The sequence below is a fragment of the Actinomycetota bacterium genome, from assembly GCA_035759705.1.
GTDB lineage: Bacteria > Actinomycetota > CADDZG01 > JAHWKV01 > JAHWKV01 > JAJCYE01.
In genome coordinates this window covers 1-13691 of sequence record DASTUJ010000098.1, presented here as the reverse complement: position 1 = coordinate 13691, position 13691 = coordinate 1, and the positions used below count along the sequence as shown (strand labels likewise).

At 65.8% G+C, this 13691-nt stretch carries 14 protein-coding genes; 7 read left to right on the top strand and 7 right to left on the bottom strand.

From position 1 onward, the window contains the following. The first annotated feature begins 24 nt into the window (after positions 1 to 24). Complete coding sequence (locus VFV09_06600) at positions 25 to 330, top strand: hypothetical protein (protein HEU4867379.1); 306 nt, start codon at positions 25 to 27, stop codon at positions 328 to 330. Here VFV09_06600 and VFV09_06595 read toward each other — a convergent pair. The 5 genes from VFV09_06595 to VFV09_06575 form a co-directional block, all read right to left on the bottom strand. Further along, complete coding sequence (locus VFV09_06595) at positions 327 to 2600, bottom strand: C1 family peptidase (protein HEU4867378.1); 2274 nt, start codon at positions 2598 to 2600, stop codon at positions 327 to 329. The two genes, VFV09_06600 and VFV09_06595, sit on opposite strands and share 4 nt — an antisense overlap. A gap of 132 nt (positions 2601 to 2732) precedes the next feature. Continuing rightward, positions 2733 to 4118 carry an MFS transporter gene (locus tag VFV09_06590; GenBank protein HEU4867377.1) on the bottom strand — a complete coding sequence of 462 codons (1386 nt, stop codon included), beginning with the start codon at positions 4116 to 4118 and terminating at the stop codon, positions 2733 to 2735. 64 nt (positions 4119 to 4182) lie between these two features. After that, positions 4183 to 4584 (bottom strand): non-heme iron oxygenase ferredoxin subunit, encoded by a 402-nt coding sequence (locus VFV09_06585; protein HEU4867376.1) that lies wholly within the window; start codon positions 4582 to 4584, stop codon positions 4183 to 4185. A 118-nt stretch (positions 4585 to 4702) separates the two neighbouring features. Further along, positions 4703 to 5194 carry a hypothetical protein gene (locus VFV09_06580; protein ID HEU4867375.1) on the bottom strand — a complete coding sequence of 164 codons (492 nt, stop codon included), beginning with the start codon at positions 5192 to 5194 and terminating at the stop codon, positions 4703 to 4705. A gap of 57 nt (positions 5195 to 5251) precedes the next feature. Continuing rightward, positions 5252 to 5560: a 2Fe-2S iron-sulfur cluster binding domain-containing protein gene (locus tag VFV09_06575; GenBank protein ID HEU4867374.1), complete on the bottom strand. Its 309-nt coding sequence runs from the start codon at positions 5558 to 5560 to the stop codon at positions 5252 to 5254. Positions 5561 to 5835: 275 nt separating this feature from the next. Here VFV09_06575 and VFV09_06570 point away from each other — a divergent pair, with 275 nt between their 5' ends. Together VFV09_06570 and VFV09_06565 are read left to right on the top strand one after the other, a co-directional pair. Then, on the top strand, positions 5836 to 6168 hold the full coding sequence (locus VFV09_06570; GenBank protein ID HEU4867373.1) for a hypothetical protein: 333 nt from the start codon (positions 5836 to 5838) through the stop codon (positions 6166 to 6168). 95 nt (positions 6169 to 6263) lie between these two features. Continuing rightward, the gene (locus VFV09_06565) at positions 6264 to 6722 is read left to right on the top strand and encodes a hypothetical protein (protein ID HEU4867372.1); all 459 of its coding nucleotides are present in this window, start codon (positions 6264 to 6266) and stop codon (positions 6720 to 6722) included. A gap of 62 nt (positions 6723 to 6784) precedes the next feature. Here the strand turns inward: VFV09_06565 and VFV09_06560 are convergent, their stop codons facing one another. Next, positions 6785 to 9265: a ribonucleoside-diphosphate reductase subunit alpha gene (locus VFV09_06560; GenBank protein HEU4867371.1), complete on the bottom strand. Its 2481-nt coding sequence runs from the start codon at positions 9263 to 9265 to the stop codon at positions 6785 to 6787. 272 nt (positions 9266 to 9537) lie between these two features. Then, positions 9538 to 9981: a low affinity iron permease family protein gene (locus VFV09_06555; protein ID HEU4867370.1), complete on the bottom strand. Its 444-nt coding sequence runs from the start codon at positions 9979 to 9981 to the stop codon at positions 9538 to 9540. Between the two features lie 157 nt (positions 9982 to 10138). On the opposite strand from VFV09_06555, the gene VFV09_06550 reads away from it, so the two are divergent. The 4 genes from VFV09_06550 to VFV09_06535 are packed head-to-tail and all read left to right on the top strand — an operon-like array spanning position 10139 to position 13566. Then, complete coding sequence (locus tag VFV09_06550) at positions 10139 to 10990, top strand: mechanosensitive ion channel domain-containing protein (GenBank protein HEU4867369.1); 852 nt, start codon at positions 10139 to 10141, stop codon at positions 10988 to 10990. Then, positions 10987 to 11847, top strand: a complete 861-nt coding sequence (locus tag VFV09_06545) for a CBS domain-containing protein (GenBank protein ID HEU4867368.1) — start codon at positions 10987 to 10989, stop codon at positions 11845 to 11847. Before VFV09_06550 ends, VFV09_06545 begins: the two co-directional genes overlap by 4 nt. Further along, positions 11837 to 13144, top strand: coding sequence for a magnesium transporter (locus VFV09_06540; GenBank protein HEU4867367.1), 1308 nt, complete (start codon positions 11837 to 11839; stop codon positions 13142 to 13144). Before VFV09_06545 ends, VFV09_06540 begins: the two co-directional genes overlap by 11 nt. A gap of 8 nt (positions 13145 to 13152) precedes the next feature. Then, positions 13153 to 13566 carry a DUF1801 domain-containing protein gene (locus VFV09_06535; GenBank protein HEU4867366.1) on the top strand — a complete coding sequence of 138 codons (414 nt, stop codon included), beginning with the start codon at positions 13153 to 13155 and terminating at the stop codon, positions 13564 to 13566. The last annotated feature ends 125 nt before the right edge of the window (positions 13567 to 13691 follow it).

The following is a 13691-nucleotide window of genomic DNA, read 5'->3' as shown; positions in this document are numbered from 1 at the left end:
ACCTGCGCCCCGGATAGTGGTCACATGTTCGATTCGAGAGACGACCACACCACCCCCGAAGCCGCCTACCGCGCCGAGGCGGCGCACCTCGACCGCCGTATCGTCCTGGTTGCAACCATTGTCATGGCCGAGCTCTGGGCTCTGACCACGGCGATCGAAGCGTGGGCCGAAGGCGCCTCCCTCGGCGGGATCCTCATGTTCCAGATGGTCGGCTTCGTCCTGGCCATCGGTTTCTGGAAGGCCCCCGTTTCCCGGGCCATCCCCGTGCCGGCGCAAACCGAGCTTGCCCCCGCGCTGACCACCCTGGCGAACGAGAGCGCCGCCGGTTAGGTCTTCACCGCCGGGTTCTCCTCCATCTTCGATGCCCTGCTCCACCCCAGGTTCGCAAGCATCAGTTCCACCGGGCTCGGTGTCTGCAACTTTCCAGCCGGGGCGACCGAGACGTCCTGAACCCCTCCGTCCGACTCGACGTTAGCCGCTGCCGGCTGGGCCTCCTCCAGAACCTCTCCCTTTTTGACCCGCGGCGCTGCGGGCACCGACACCGCGCCGGACGGCTGCAACGGCAGCTTCTCCGGCGTCGAGGACCGGTATTTCATCTCATCGGTGGCGACCTGGGCGTTCAGCACCCGCAACATGACGGAGGTCATGGTGGGCGAGTCGTCGTCCATCCCGCTGTGGGTGCCGGCGTTCGACCGGCTGTTCTCCGCGGCGTCGGCGTTCGTCGGGGCGAAGATACAAGCGCCTCCCTTCGTCTCGATCGCTTCCTCGAGTGTCTTGCCGCCCCCGATCGGCTTTTCCATGAACTTCTCCATGCCCAGCAGGGGCACCTCGGCGTCACCCTCCTCAAGCGCACGCGAGACCAGGTAAAGCAGGGACTTGTGGTAGATGTCGTGGTTCTCGGTGCCGCAGACGTCGTCGAGCTCCGCCTCTTTGTTCAGGCCGATCACCGTCAGGCGTTCGACCGTCTTTCCGATGGTCGGGAGCACCTTCCTCTTGAACTCGTCGACCCGAAGAGCCGGCGCCAGGAAGTTGACCGAGGCAACCGGGACCTTAGCCGCATCCAGCCGCTGAAGGAACTCGGCCAGGAAGATCGACCCGGCACTGTGCCCGGCCAGGTGCACCTCGCACGGGGCGGCTTGATCGCCGATGTACTTGGCCAGCCGGTGGACCGTGAGGGTTCCCGCCGGCGCCTGCGTCATGGCGTCCGAGTCCTTCGGGCCGGGAGGCCACCTGTAGTTCGTGGTCTTCTCGCCGCTCGAGGCCATCGTGGCGTTCTCCTTCATCTCGTTCCACGTCCCCCGGAAGATGCGGCGGGCGCCCCTCTCCACCAGCGCGTCGAACGCCTCCAGGGCGTCGAAGCCCCGGACCCCGAACGGGAGCCAGCCTTCGGCCAGGTCGGTGAGCTGGTTGAGCATGGTTTCGACCGCCCCGCTCTGCCAGGCGAAGTACACCGGGTAAACGTGGTTGTTCAGCCACCACCCCCGGTGCTGGCTTGCGATCTTCAGGCCCGTCGACTCGCTGTTGAGGCCCCCGTGGGCGTAGAAGACGATCCGCAGCGGTTCGGCCGGCCGATCCTTGCGCCACTGGTCGTGGCGCTCCTTCATGTGGTTGAAGATCTTGTCGACCTGCTCCGGGGTGCTGGCGAACTTGCCCCGGGCCGACAGCCGGCCGTTGTTGCCGATGTTGACAACGTGGTTTTGCAGGCGAATAAGGTCCGGCCCCGGCGCCGTGCCGACCTCGCCGGTCGTGGTCACCGCGTTGGTCCGGCCCCGGTAGGAGGGGGTTTTCGGAACACCGGGCCGGGCGACCCAGGCGTCCCATGCGGAGTCGAGCCAGTCGTCGTAGGGGAGGGTTGCGAAGCCCTTGGCGCCCCACTCGGTTCCCCAGGAGTTCTGGACGAGGAACCCGACCTCGTTGTAGCCGACTATGGCGAAGGCGTGGCCCCCCAGGTTGTCCAGGCGGCCGGGCCGCAGGATGACGTTCAGCTTTCGGTCGCCCTGCTTGAGGAGCTGAGGCTCCTTCCAGCCGCTGTGGACCGCGGCCGAGCAGCAGATGCCCTGCAGCTCGTTGATGGCGGACTGCATGTCGTCAAGCCGGAAAGCGTTCACCCGGTAGAACGCGCCCAGTGGGTGCTCGCCGGCCAGGCGGCGGAAGTCCTCGTCGTCCAGCATGGCGGCGTTGTGGCTTTTGAGGCTCCGCCACTTAGACTCCCGGACCACCCCGTGGTAGAACCAGCCCTTCAGGGCGCCCCGGAGGGACGAGCCGATGTCCTCCTCACCGTCGAACTCGTCGTAGCGCCGGGCGAGGTGGTACAGCATGTAGGGGCTGACCCGGGGCGGCTTCCCCGCCAGCTGGGGGTCGTCCCTCCAGGGGGCCGAGTACACCGAGTTGATGACTGCAGCCAGGGCGTGACCGGTGCAGCTGCTGCCCTTCTGCTTCATGACCGCCCGGTCCGCCGGTCGGCAGTCCAGCGAGGGCGGCAGGGGCTGGAGGCGGGCCCGGTACTCGAGGTCCCGTTCGTCGAATGGATCGGGGACGGCGTCGGTTTGGAACTTGCTTCCGGCAGCTTCGATCTCTGAGGGTGCCTGGGTCTTGGCCATTGGGGTCTCCTTTCGCGGTGCAGGGCACCCAGCGGAAAGGCGAGTCCCCCACAGCGGAAACTATCCGGCCCGGGGCGTTAGGGCCATAGGTACTCCGGCTCAGATCGCCGGCCGTAAGTACCCAGCTTTTTTCTAGGCTTCCGCCTCCGCCAGGCGGCCGCTTGCCAGTGCCCGCTCGGGACGCAAGAAGCCGGTCCACAGGACTGCGAGGCAGACGAGATACAGGCCCATGATCAGCTCGAGCGCCCGGAAGGGCGCCCCGGTCAAGGAGATCGATAGGCCGAAGGTCTGCGGGATCATCCAGCCGCCGTAGGCGCCGACCGCTCCGATGAAGCCGACCGCTGCGGAGGTCTCGATCTTCGCCTGCTTGAGCGCCAGCACCTTGGCGGCCGGCCCCTCGCCCTGAGCCTTCTTCAGGTGGAGCGCCCGGAGCGTCGTGGGGATCATCTGGTAAGCGGCCCCGTTGCCCAATCCGGTGAAGGCGAACAGCAGGACGCTGATTCCGAGAAAGATCGGAAAGACGTCGGGGCTGGTCTTGTTCGACAGGCACACGATCAGCCCGCAGGTGGCCAGGAGCATTCCAACCAGCGTGCGGAAGGTGAGGCGGGCCCCGCCCATCCGGTCGGCCAGCATGCCTCCCAAGGGCCGGGCCAGCGCGCCGACCAGCGGCCCCAGGAAGGCGAGCGACAGGTTCACGCCGGGGAACTCGGTCTTCATCAGCAGCGGCAGCCCGGCGGAGTAACCGACGAACGAGCCGAAGGTCGCCACGTACAGCAGGGTGATCGCCCACGTCTTCTTGCGTTTCATCACTCCGACCTGCTCACGAAACGACGCTTTGGCGACCCTCAGGTTGTCCATGAAGAGCCACGCCCCGAGCGCCGATGCCAGGATGAAGGGCACCCACAGCAGCCCGGCGTTCTGCAGGAACAGCGCGCTTGAGTTCTGGGCCCCGCCGGCGACCGCGAGCCACCCCCATCCGATTACCAGCGGCGTGAGGCCCTGCGAGACCGCGACCCCCAGGTTGCCCCCGGCGGCGTTGATCCCGAGGGCGAGGCCCTTCTTCCTGTCGGGATAGAAGTGCGAGATGTTCGACATGCTCGAGGCGAAGTTGCCCCCGCCGAGCCCGGCCACCGCGCCGCCGATCAGGAACAGCCAGAACGGGGTGGAGGGGTTGGTGACCATCAGGCCGTGCAGCGAGATGGGAAGCAGGAGCAGCAGGGCGCTTGCCACGGTCCAGTTCCGGCCCCCGAACCTGGCGACGGCCAGCGTGTAGGGGATGCGCACGGTGGCGCCGACCAGCGCCGGCACTGCGACCAGCGTGTACAGCTGGCTGGTGGTGAAGTTGAAGCCGGCGCGGTTCAGGTGGGCGGCGCTGATGCTCCACAGCACCCAGATGGAAAAGCCCAGGAACTCGGCGAAGATCGAGAAGACCAGGTTCCTGCGGGCGACGAAGCGGCCCTTCTGCTCCCAAAAGACCTGGTCCTCGGGGTCCCAGTCCTCTATCCAGGTCTTCTTCATCGCCAAATTGAGCCTCCTGAGTTCGAAAGTTGTGGCCGGCCGCCGGGGGCGGTGGCGCAGTGGGTTATCCGCCGGTGGATGCGACCGGCGGGGGGCCGGCGGGCACCGGAGCCGGCTTTTTGAGGTCGACCGACACGTAAACCGTCCCCTCGTGGACCTCAACCGGGTAGGTCTTGGCCGGCTTTAGCGCCGGTCCGGAGACCACGTCGCCGGTGCGGGAATCGAAAATCGAGTTGTGCCACGGGCACTCGAGCGTGCAGGCCGGGCTGAGCCGGTTGGGCGCCAGCGGGCCGCCGGCGTGGGTGCACGAGTTGTCGAGGGCGTAGAACTCGCCGTCGACGTTCGACAGGGCGACGTCGCGCCCGCCGGCCGAGGTGCGCAGCACCCATCCCGAAGGAACATCCCCAATCCGGGCAACGGCAAAAAAGCCGGGGGGTGCTGAGGTTGTCGTCGTGAGCTCGCTCATGCGGCCAGCCCGGCGCGTTTCACGAAAGGAACGTTTGGAGTCATGTAAACAACCTATTTGCCGGTTGTTACGCCCCAATGAGGAGGCCGTTACGGCGGAGTAAAAGATTTGTTCCCGGTCAGTTCTGATACCAATGTTCGGTCTTTCGCCGAACTATCGCCTTATGAAAGATCAAGGCCAGACCGGCCGGAAAGGTCAGCAGAAACCACAACACGCCGAAGACGAGATTGGAGTTGTCCCAGGAGTCGGCCACGTCGGCGTAGCTCTCGATGACCTCCCCGTCGGCCACAACCTCGTAGGTGTCGTACAGAATCCTTCCTTGCCGTTCGCTGGATGGAACCGGGAAGTACCGAACGCCGACCCGTTCGACATCGTTGCTCAGTTTTTCGTCCAGGGCTTCGGCGTCGCCGCCATTCTCTGAGAAGTAGTAGGCGTCCCGGGTGGCGCCGGCGAGGACGATGATGACGCCGTCGTAGCAGACGCCGCGACACCCGGACGCAAGATCCGGGTCTGTGACATGGAACAAGCCTTCCTTGTAGGCAAGCTCAGAGTAGGGCGGGATCTCAAAGGTGAAGAAGTGGATGCACCGCCAGACGCCGACCAGGATCAAGAAGCACCCTGCGAGAGTCAGGGGGCCCGGGAGGCGGCTCCGGACTGAGCGCTCCGTCTACACCTCTACGAGGACGTGGTGGGGCTTGTCGTCGTCAATAGCCTTCTGGCACGCGCCGGTGGCGCAGGGGAGGACCCAGCCCGGGTCCACCTGGACGGTGGCGCCGACTCCGAAGCCGTCGGTCTCGAGGTGCTCGATCCCCGAGGTGACCCGAAGGGCGCAGGTGCCGCAGGCCCCCATCCAGCACAGGTTGGGGAAGGCAAAGGGGGCTTCTCGCTCCAGCTGGTCCAAGAGGGGCTCGTCGCCGCACGCCTCGAACTGTGCCTTCGCGCCCGTGCCCTGGTCGATCACAGTGACCTTTAGCATCTTGGCTCCGTTTCGAAGTTGGCTCCCCAAGATGTGGTGGTCCCGACAGGAGGTCAACACCGCATCTTGGGGATAGGGCTCTAATTACACACCTGTAGTTACAAGCCTGTCAAGCCCTGCGCAACAATCGAAAAACTTCGAGAAAAAGCCAGGAAGAGGGTGCCAAGTGGCACCCCCGGTAGGGGGCCGTATGGCACTAGGTCCCCCGGCGGCGGGCGCCCAAAGTGGTTGTAGTGCCCGACCAGCACGAAACAGCAATAGCCAAGGGGTAACAGATGACGACCAGATTCCACCGCACGTTTCTCATTGCAGTAGTTCTCATGGCCGCTTTGGCCGGCTGCGGAGACGGGGCCGACGATTCGGACTCGCCAAAAGCAGCAGCCTCAGCCGGTTCGACCGAAACCTCGGCAAAAGCATCGACCGCCATTCCGGAGATTGAGCTGCCCGAGGGGGCCAGCGAAGACGCCAGGAGGCTCGTAGAGATCAACCAGATCATCGCCGAGGTCACCCAGGAGGCGATCAACCGTCCGAAGGATCAACGGATGAGCTCTGAGGAGATCAGCCAGCTCATTCGCACCAGGATCGAAGAAATCAGCGTACGACCTTAGTCGGAAGGAGCAGCTTCACTTCGGGATTCAAAGCTAGCCAAGGAATTTTCCCACTAGCTAAGCAACACCCTAGGCACACCAAGGAGCCTAAAAAAATGAACAAGATCACCCGAATCATCGCAGGCGGCCTCACCTCTGTAATGGCAGTCGGAATTTTCGCTCTGCCCGCAGCAGCAGTTGAGCCGGTCAGCGTGGAGGACGGTCTGTGCGATGCCCTCGCCGGACCCATCACCGCTCTGGAGGGCACGGTTGCAGATGCCCTGGCCGCGATCCTGGCGCAGGGAACCGCCGTCGCCGATGCCCGCACCGACATGGACGCATCCAGTGACGCACTAGGCGCAACCGGACTGGCCTACATCCAGGCTCTGGACGGCGATGGCAACGTTGACGGCACCCTCGGCACGTTCGTGGACGCCGCAGCGACCTACAGCGAAGACGTCACCACCTGGGTCGACGCAGTGGACGAGGTGCACGAGAACACCCTCAACGAGGGCCTGAACGACTCCGTGCTTCGCTACCTCGACGGTCTGTGCGTCGCAGCTCCCTCCATCTAAGCCACACCTGCACCAACAAAAGGGCCGCCCCTCGGGGCGGCCCTTTGTTTGCGACCCAGCTGCTACTGACAGCTCTCGCAGTCCGGGTTGTCGATGGAGCAGGCCTGGGCGTCCAGCGTGATCTCCGGCGCAACCAACACCGCAGTCGCCGTGCCGCCTCCGGCCGACACGGGCACCGTTGCCGCTTGCGCCTCGCCCCCGCCTCGCTCCATGTGGGCCTTGGGCCGGCTCTCGTCGTAGGCGTAGGTGGCCTCGGAGCGGGAGCCCGGCTGGCTGAAGGCGTAGTAGGTGGACTTGAGCCCGGTCTTCCAGGCCTCCAGGTACACCCTGCTCAGCGCCTCGGCGTTCTTGGTGGTCAGGTAGATGTTGCGGCTGGCCCCCTGGTCCACCCACTTCTGCACCACCGAGCCCTGGCGGACCAGGGTCAGCGGCGAGATCTCGTAGGCGGTCTTGAAGATCTCCCTGACCTCGGCCGGGATCTGGGGAATGGCGCTCAGCTCGCCCTGGCGAAGCAGGATCTCCTCGCACACGTCGTCCCACAGGTCCAGGTCCTTGAGCCTGGTGACCAGGTTCTCGTTCACCTCGAGGAACTTTCCTGCGATGTTGTTGCGGGCGTAGACCGTGCTGAACGGGGGCTCGATGGACTGCGACGTCCCGGCGATCAGCGAGATGGTAGCCGTAGGCGCCACCGCCATCACCGTGCCGTTGCGCATCCCGCCGGCGACCTTGGTCCGCAGCGCCTCCCAGTCCAACCGGGTCTCCCGGTTGACGTCGACCGGCTCCGGGCGCTCCTTGTCCAGCAGCGCCAGGGTGTCGATGGGAACCATGCCCTTGGACCAGTCGGACCCTTCGAAGGCGGGGAAGCTGCCCCGCTCCCGGGCCAGGTCGGCCGAGGCGCTGATGCCGTTGTAGGAGATGAACTCCACGATGCGGTCGAGCAGCTCCAGCGACTCGGCGCTGTCGAACGGGATCCCCATGCGCTCGAGCAGGTCGCTCCAGCCCATGAAGCCCAGGCCTACCGGGCGGCTGTTCATGTTCGCCCGGTGCGCTTCGGGGATGGCGTAGAAGTTGACGTCGATGACGTCGTCCAGGTGCCGGGTGGCCAGGCGGGCGGCTGCCCCGAGGCTCTCCCAGTCGATCTGGTTGTTGGAGTCCAGGTGCCGGGGCAGGACGATGGAGGCCAGGTTGCAGACCGCCACGTTCTGCTTGTCCGTGGGCAGGAAGATCTCGGTGCACAGGTTGGACGAGTGGACCATGCCCACGTTGGAGATGGGGCACCGGATGTTGCCGGAGTCCTTGAAAGTCAGCCACGGGTGGCTGGTCTCGACCAGGGACTTCAGCATCTTGTGGAACAGCAGCCGGGCCTTGACCGTGCGGTAGGTGCGGATGCGACCGGCCCGGGCCTCCTCGACGTAGAACTTGTAGCGGTCGCTGAACTCCTGGCCGTACAGCTCGGGCAGGTCCTTGACCTCGTTCGGGTCGAACAGCGTCCACGGCTCGTCGTTCTCCACCCGGCTCATGAACTCGTCGTTCAGGAACAGCACGGTGTTCAGGGTGTGGACCCGCTGCGACTCGTCTCCGGCCCGCTGCTTGAGGTCCAGAAAGCGCTCGATGTCGTAGTGCCACGGCTCGCAGTAGACGGCCAGGGTGCCGCGGCGCCGGCCGCCCTGGTCGATTCCCGAGATCACGGCATCCATCATCTTGATGAACGGGATGGGGCCCGAGCTCCGGCCGTTGATCGACTTGATGACCGACCCGGTGGCCCGCAGCTTGGTGATCGACGCCCCGATGCCGCCGGCGTACTTGGCCAGCTGCATGATGTCGGTGAGGGCCTTGCCGATGTCCTCCATCGAGTCCTGCGCCTCCATGAGGAAGCAGGACGACAGCTGGCTGGACGGGGTGCCCGAGTTGAACAGCGTCGGGGTTGACGGGATGTACTCCATCTTGCTCATGGCGTGGTAGAAGTCGATGGCCCGTGCGGTGGGGTCGTCCTCCTGGACGCACACGCCCATGGCGACCCGCATCCAGAAGTACTGCGGGGTGTCGAAAAGCTCGCCGGTCTCCAGGTCCTGGACCAGGTAGCGCTCCTTCAGGGCGAACAGGCCGTTGAAGCGGAACTCCAGGTCGCGACTGGGCTCTAGGGCCTCGGCGAGGCGCTGCAGGTCGAATTTCTCAGCGAGGTTGGCCGAGAGCAGCTTCCGGTCGATGCCCTCGGAGATGTAGTCCGGGAACCGGGCGACGTGGGCGGCCTTGATGTCGTCGAACGAGTGCTTGCCGAGGGCTCGCTTGTAAAGGTCGAAAAGAAGGACCCGCGCGGCCAGAAGGCTGTAGCCGGGGTCGTCCTGAACGTGCTGCAGGCAGGAGCTTAGGACCAGCTCGCCGAGCTCCTTGGAGGTGACCCCGTCGTAGATGCCCACCTCGACGTCCACGAGGACCGAGTAGGTGTCGACGTCCTCAAGCCCGGTGGCAGCGGCGTCGAGGATTTTCTGGAGCTTGGACACCTGGAACGGCTCGGTGACTCCATTGCCCTTTTTAACAAGCATTCAGGCCTCTTTTCTGGGGAAGGTGTTCTGGGCGATACCGGTGCCGGGTGGCGACCCAAGTACCCCACTATCGAAGTGTCCAGCCGAGCCCCTTTCCGGAGCCGGCCCCCGCTAACTACAACGCATAAGCGCAGGCGGTAATTCCACTACATATGGTGCGGGTGGGAACCACCAGGGCCACATGTTGTGATGCGCCACGTGATACTACACGGCTGTTATTTACGGTTGCAAGGTCTACGAAATGATTATTTCGCGAGGGGGTGACAAAACTTCTAACCCGCTTGTTTTGCGTGCGGTCCCGTGTCCGATGAAGTCGTCCCGGGCTTTGGGCGGACGTTCTCCTGCTGCTTCTTGATGTCCTCCTCCGGAGCTTCCTCCAGGCCGGCAAGACGGGAGAGGGGATGTTCGTGAGGAATCTCCAGGTGGTCGAGGATCTGACGCAGGGCGTGGTTCTGGGCGTCCATCTTGGTCTGGGTCGCCCGGTCCTCGCGATTCTGGGTGTTCTGGATGATGAAGACCATGATGAAAGTTGACACCGTGGCGACCATGGTCAGCATGTTGAAGACGTCGGTGCGGGACTTGCCGGATAGCATTCCGATTGTCAACCAGACGACGACGAGGCCCGCAGCAAAAAGGATGGCTGGGAATGATCCGAGCGACCCGGCAATCCGCGAGATGGCACGCGTTACACGCGTGCTCTGCTCTTCGCTTGCCATGTTTTCCGGTCCTTCGGACGTGTTGCGGCACAATGTTTCCCCATCCGACTCTAGTCAAACGTAACGGTCCGCAGTTCCTCCGGGGCCGCCGGAGGCCGTAAGCTGGCTAGGTCTTCGACGCCATGGCCGAGTTCGCCACAGATGAAGGGTCGCCGTCATAGAAATACTGGCCGTAGACCGGCGGGATCTGCCCACCGACACCGTCAACGAGCTCGCCCGGCAGACCGCCGAGTGGGCTCCCCGGGTCCTGGTGGCGCTGGCGATACTGCTGGTCGGTTGGCTGCTCGCGCGGCTGCTCCGGCTGGTCACGGCCAAGATGTTCGGCTCCTGGACCAAGCGGCTCACGCCGCGCATCGCCCGGATCATGGGGAACTCGGAGATCCGCGCCGGCCTCCAGAGCACCTCCGCCAACCGTTCCGTCGCCCGGGGCGCCGAGATGCTGGTGTTCTGGATCGTCTTTCTGGTCTTTGTGACAATAGCCACCGAGTCGCTGGGCCTGGACATCGTCTCCGGCTGGCTGACCGGGGTCGTCCGGTTCGTCCCCCGGATCCTGGGGGCCCTGTTCGTCGTCTTCCTGGGAACCCTCATCGCCTCGGCGGTCCGCACCGCAGTCACTGCGGCTGCGGCCTCCGCCGGCTTCTCCTACGCCCAGGCCGTGGGAAGAATGGCCCGGATCGGGGTCCTGCTGATATCGGTGATAGTCGCCCTGGACCAGGTCGGGCTGGATGTCGCCTTCCTGATCGTTCTGGTCGCGGTGGTGGCCGGGGCCATGCTCGGTGGCGCCGCCCTGGCGTTCGGCCTGGGCGCCCGGACCTCGGTAAGCAACATCCTTGCCTCGCATTACCTGGTCGATACCTTCAAGGTCGGCCACCGGATCCGGATCGGCGACGTCGAGGGCAAGATCCTGGAGATCACCCCGACCTCGGTCATCGTCGAGGCCGACCAGGGCCGCACGGTGATCCCGGCGAGCCAGTTCAGCGAGCAGGTGGCGACCCTGCTCAGCCAGTGACCGAATCTCCGGCCGCCGCCCGGCTGGTTCGGCGGTTCATCGAGACGCACCCGGTGGATGCCGCCCGGGTCATGGAGCGGTTCGCCGGAGAGCCGACCTCCGCCGTGCTCCATGACGTGCCGCTGGAGCGGATCGCCCCGGTGGTCGCAGCGATGTCCGACCACGTCGCAGCCGAATGTGTCTCCGCCATGGAGCCGGCCCGGGGGGCTGCGGTTCTCAAGGCGCTGGATCTGGACCAGGTCTCGGCCCTGCTCCGGCGGGTCACCGGCACGAAACGGGACCTCCTACTGGACCAGATGTCGCCCGACCTGGCCGCCCAGCTGCGGCGGGTGCTGGCGTTCCCGCCGGGAAGCGCCGGAGCGCTGATGGACCCGAAAGTCCTGTCGGTGCCCGAGACGCTCACTGCGGCGGAGGCCCTGGAGCACGTTCGGGCTGCGCCCCACCTGGCGATCTACTACCTGTACATCTACGACGAGGAGTCCCGGCTGAGCGGGGTGGTGAACCTGCGGGAGCTGATGCTGGCCGCACCCGAGACCCCGCTGACCGAGATGATGGCCACCGGCGTCGACCGGCTGGCCGCCACCGCGGATCGCAAGGCGATCCTCGTACACCCCGGCTGGACCGAGTACCACGCATTGCCCGTCGTAGACGAAGGGGGCCGCTTCGTCGGTGCCCTGCGGTACGAGACCCTGCGGCGGCTGGAAGGACAGGCGCGGACCGAGGTGCCGTCCGCATCGCTGGCCGCCTCTCTCGGGGAGCTGTACTGGGTGGGGTTGTCGGGGATCCTGCGGGGCATGGGCCACGTTGCCGCCCCGGGATCGTTCAGGCCGGCCGGGGAGGACCGGGATGCCGGTTAGCTCGAGCGCCGGCGACCTGGTCGAAGCCCTCGGCACCGACTTCATCCAGCGCCACCCCACCGACGCGGCGCACCTGCTCGAGGAGATCGACGCCGGGGAGGCGGCAGACTTTCTCGCCGCGCAGCCGGGCGCGGTTGGCGCCGGCCTCATCGAAAGGACGAACCCGGACCGGGCGGTGGAGCTCTTGCTGCACATGGCGCCTGAGGCGGTGGGCCGGGTGGCGGGCGAACTGGACCTGCAACTGCTGGCAGGGCTGCTGGCCCGGATGGAGCCGGAGGAGCAGGCGGCCCAGTTCGAGGCACTCGGCAGCGGGGTCGCCTCCGAGTTGAAGGACCTGATGAGTTATCCGGAAGGCTCGGCGGGGTCGCTTATGGACCCCCGGGTCACGGTTTTTCGGGAGGACGAAACCGCCGACGAGGTGCTGGCGACGTTACGCCGGCCGGGGCGGGAGGTGGACGGGGACGTCCAGGTGGTCGACGCCGAGGGGAAGCTTCTCGGCCGTCTGTCGATTCGGTCCCTGATCTCTGCCGACCCTGAGGCCGCGGTGGGAACCCTGGCGAGCCCTCCGATTGCCGTGCCCTCGACTGCGAACCTGGACGAGGTCCTGGACGTGGGGCTGGGGTCCCGGTCCGGGATCAGCGTGATCGATGTGGACGGCAGGCTGCTCGGGTTGATCCGCCGCAACCGGCTGACCTCTGCGGCAGAGGAGGAGGCCACCACCGATCTGCAGGCCATGGTCGGTGTCGGCCGCGAGGAGCGGGCGCTCAGCCGGCCGATGTTCTCCGTGCGCAAGCGGCTTCCCTGGCTGTTCATCAACCTGGTCACCGCCTTCCTGGCGGCGGCGGTCGTGGGGATCTTCGAGGGGACCATCGCCCAGGTGACCGCGCTGGCGGTGCTCCTACCCATTGTGGCCGGACAGTCGGGGAACAGCGGGAGCCAGGCGCTGGCGGTTACGATGCGCGGCCTGGCGCTGCGCGAGGTGAGGATCTCGCAGTGGCGCAGGCTGGGGTCCAAAGAACTGATGGTCGGAGTGGTCAACGGTGCGGCGATTGCGCTGGTCACGGGGCTGGGGGTCGTCGTCTGGAGCGGCTCGTTCGGGCTGGGCCTGGTTATCGCAGTTGCCATGGTCATATCGATGGCCATGGCCGGGCTGGCGGGGGCCGGGATCCCGCTGGCGCTGAAGGCCTTCGGGCAGGACCCGGCGCAGTCCTCCTCGATCTTTCTGACGACCGTCACCGACATCGTCGGGTTCATCAGCTTTTTGGGTCTGGCGACGCTGTTCGCCGATCGGCTTTAGGACGAAGCATGAGCGACGCAGCAGCTGAGTTCCTGGCCGCAGCACCGGCCGATCGCCGTGAGTTGCTAGAGGCGGTTCACGACGTGGTCGCATCGGCCGCCCCCGGGCTGGATCGGTGGCTCTGGCGGGGCAAGATGTGGGGCGGCACCGACCAGACGATCCTCGGCTACGGCCACTTCGACTACCTGAACTCCGCCAAGGAGAAGGTGGAGTGGTTCCTGATCGGGCTGGCGAACCAGAAGGCCCACGTCAGCCTGTACGTGAATGCGGTGCGAGGCAAGCAGTACCTGGGCCAGGTGTACGCCGAGAGGCTCGGTCAGGTAAAGCTGGGCTCGGCCTCGATCAGCTTCAAAAAGCTTGAGGATCTGGACCTGGAGGTTCTGGCAGAGATGGTGGCGGAGGCGGCTAAACCCGCTACCTGACCACCGCCAGTGGGGTCGGGTCGAACAGGCGGTCGACGATCGCTGCTGCGCCCGCCTGGTCCTGAACCGCCTCTATGGCGTCCAGGCACTCCTGCTCTCCGTCGTACCCGCACGGGGATTCGGCG

Coding starts and splice junctions, on each gene's coding strand:
- VFV09_06600 (HEU4867379.1), top strand. CDS start 25: ATGTTCGATTCGAGAGACGACCACACCACCCCCGAAGCCGCCTACCGC.
- VFV09_06595 (HEU4867378.1), bottom strand. CDS start 2,600: ATGGCCAAGACCCAGGCACCCTCAGAGATCGAAGCTGCCGGAAGCAAG.
- VFV09_06590 (HEU4867377.1), bottom strand. CDS start 4,118: ATGAAGAAGACCTGGATAGAGGACTGGGACCCCGAGGACCAGGTCTTT.
- VFV09_06585 (HEU4867376.1), bottom strand. CDS start 4,584: ATGAGCGAGCTCACGACGACAACCTCAGCACCCCCCGGCTTTTTTGCC.
- VFV09_06575 (HEU4867374.1), bottom strand. CDS start 5,560: ATGCTAAAGGTCACTGTGATCGACCAGGGCACGGGCGCGAAGGCACAG.
- VFV09_06570 (HEU4867373.1), top strand. CDS start 5,836: ATGACGACCAGATTCCACCGCACGTTTCTCATTGCAGTAGTTCTCATG.
- VFV09_06565 (HEU4867372.1), top strand. CDS start 6,264: ATGAACAAGATCACCCGAATCATCGCAGGCGGCCTCACCTCTGTAATG.
- VFV09_06560 (HEU4867371.1), bottom strand. CDS start 9,265: ATGCTTGTTAAAAAGGGCAATGGAGTCACCGAGCCGTTCCAGGTGTCC.
- VFV09_06555 (HEU4867370.1), bottom strand. CDS start 9,981: ATGGCAAGCGAAGAGCAGAGCACGCGTGTAACGCGTGCCATCTCGCGG.
- VFV09_06540 (HEU4867367.1), top strand. CDS start 11,837: ATGCCGGTTAGCTCGAGCGCCGGCGACCTGGTCGAAGCCCTCGGCACC.
- VFV09_06535 (HEU4867366.1), top strand. CDS start 13,153: ATGAGCGACGCAGCAGCTGAGTTCCTGGCCGCAGCACCGGCCGATCGC.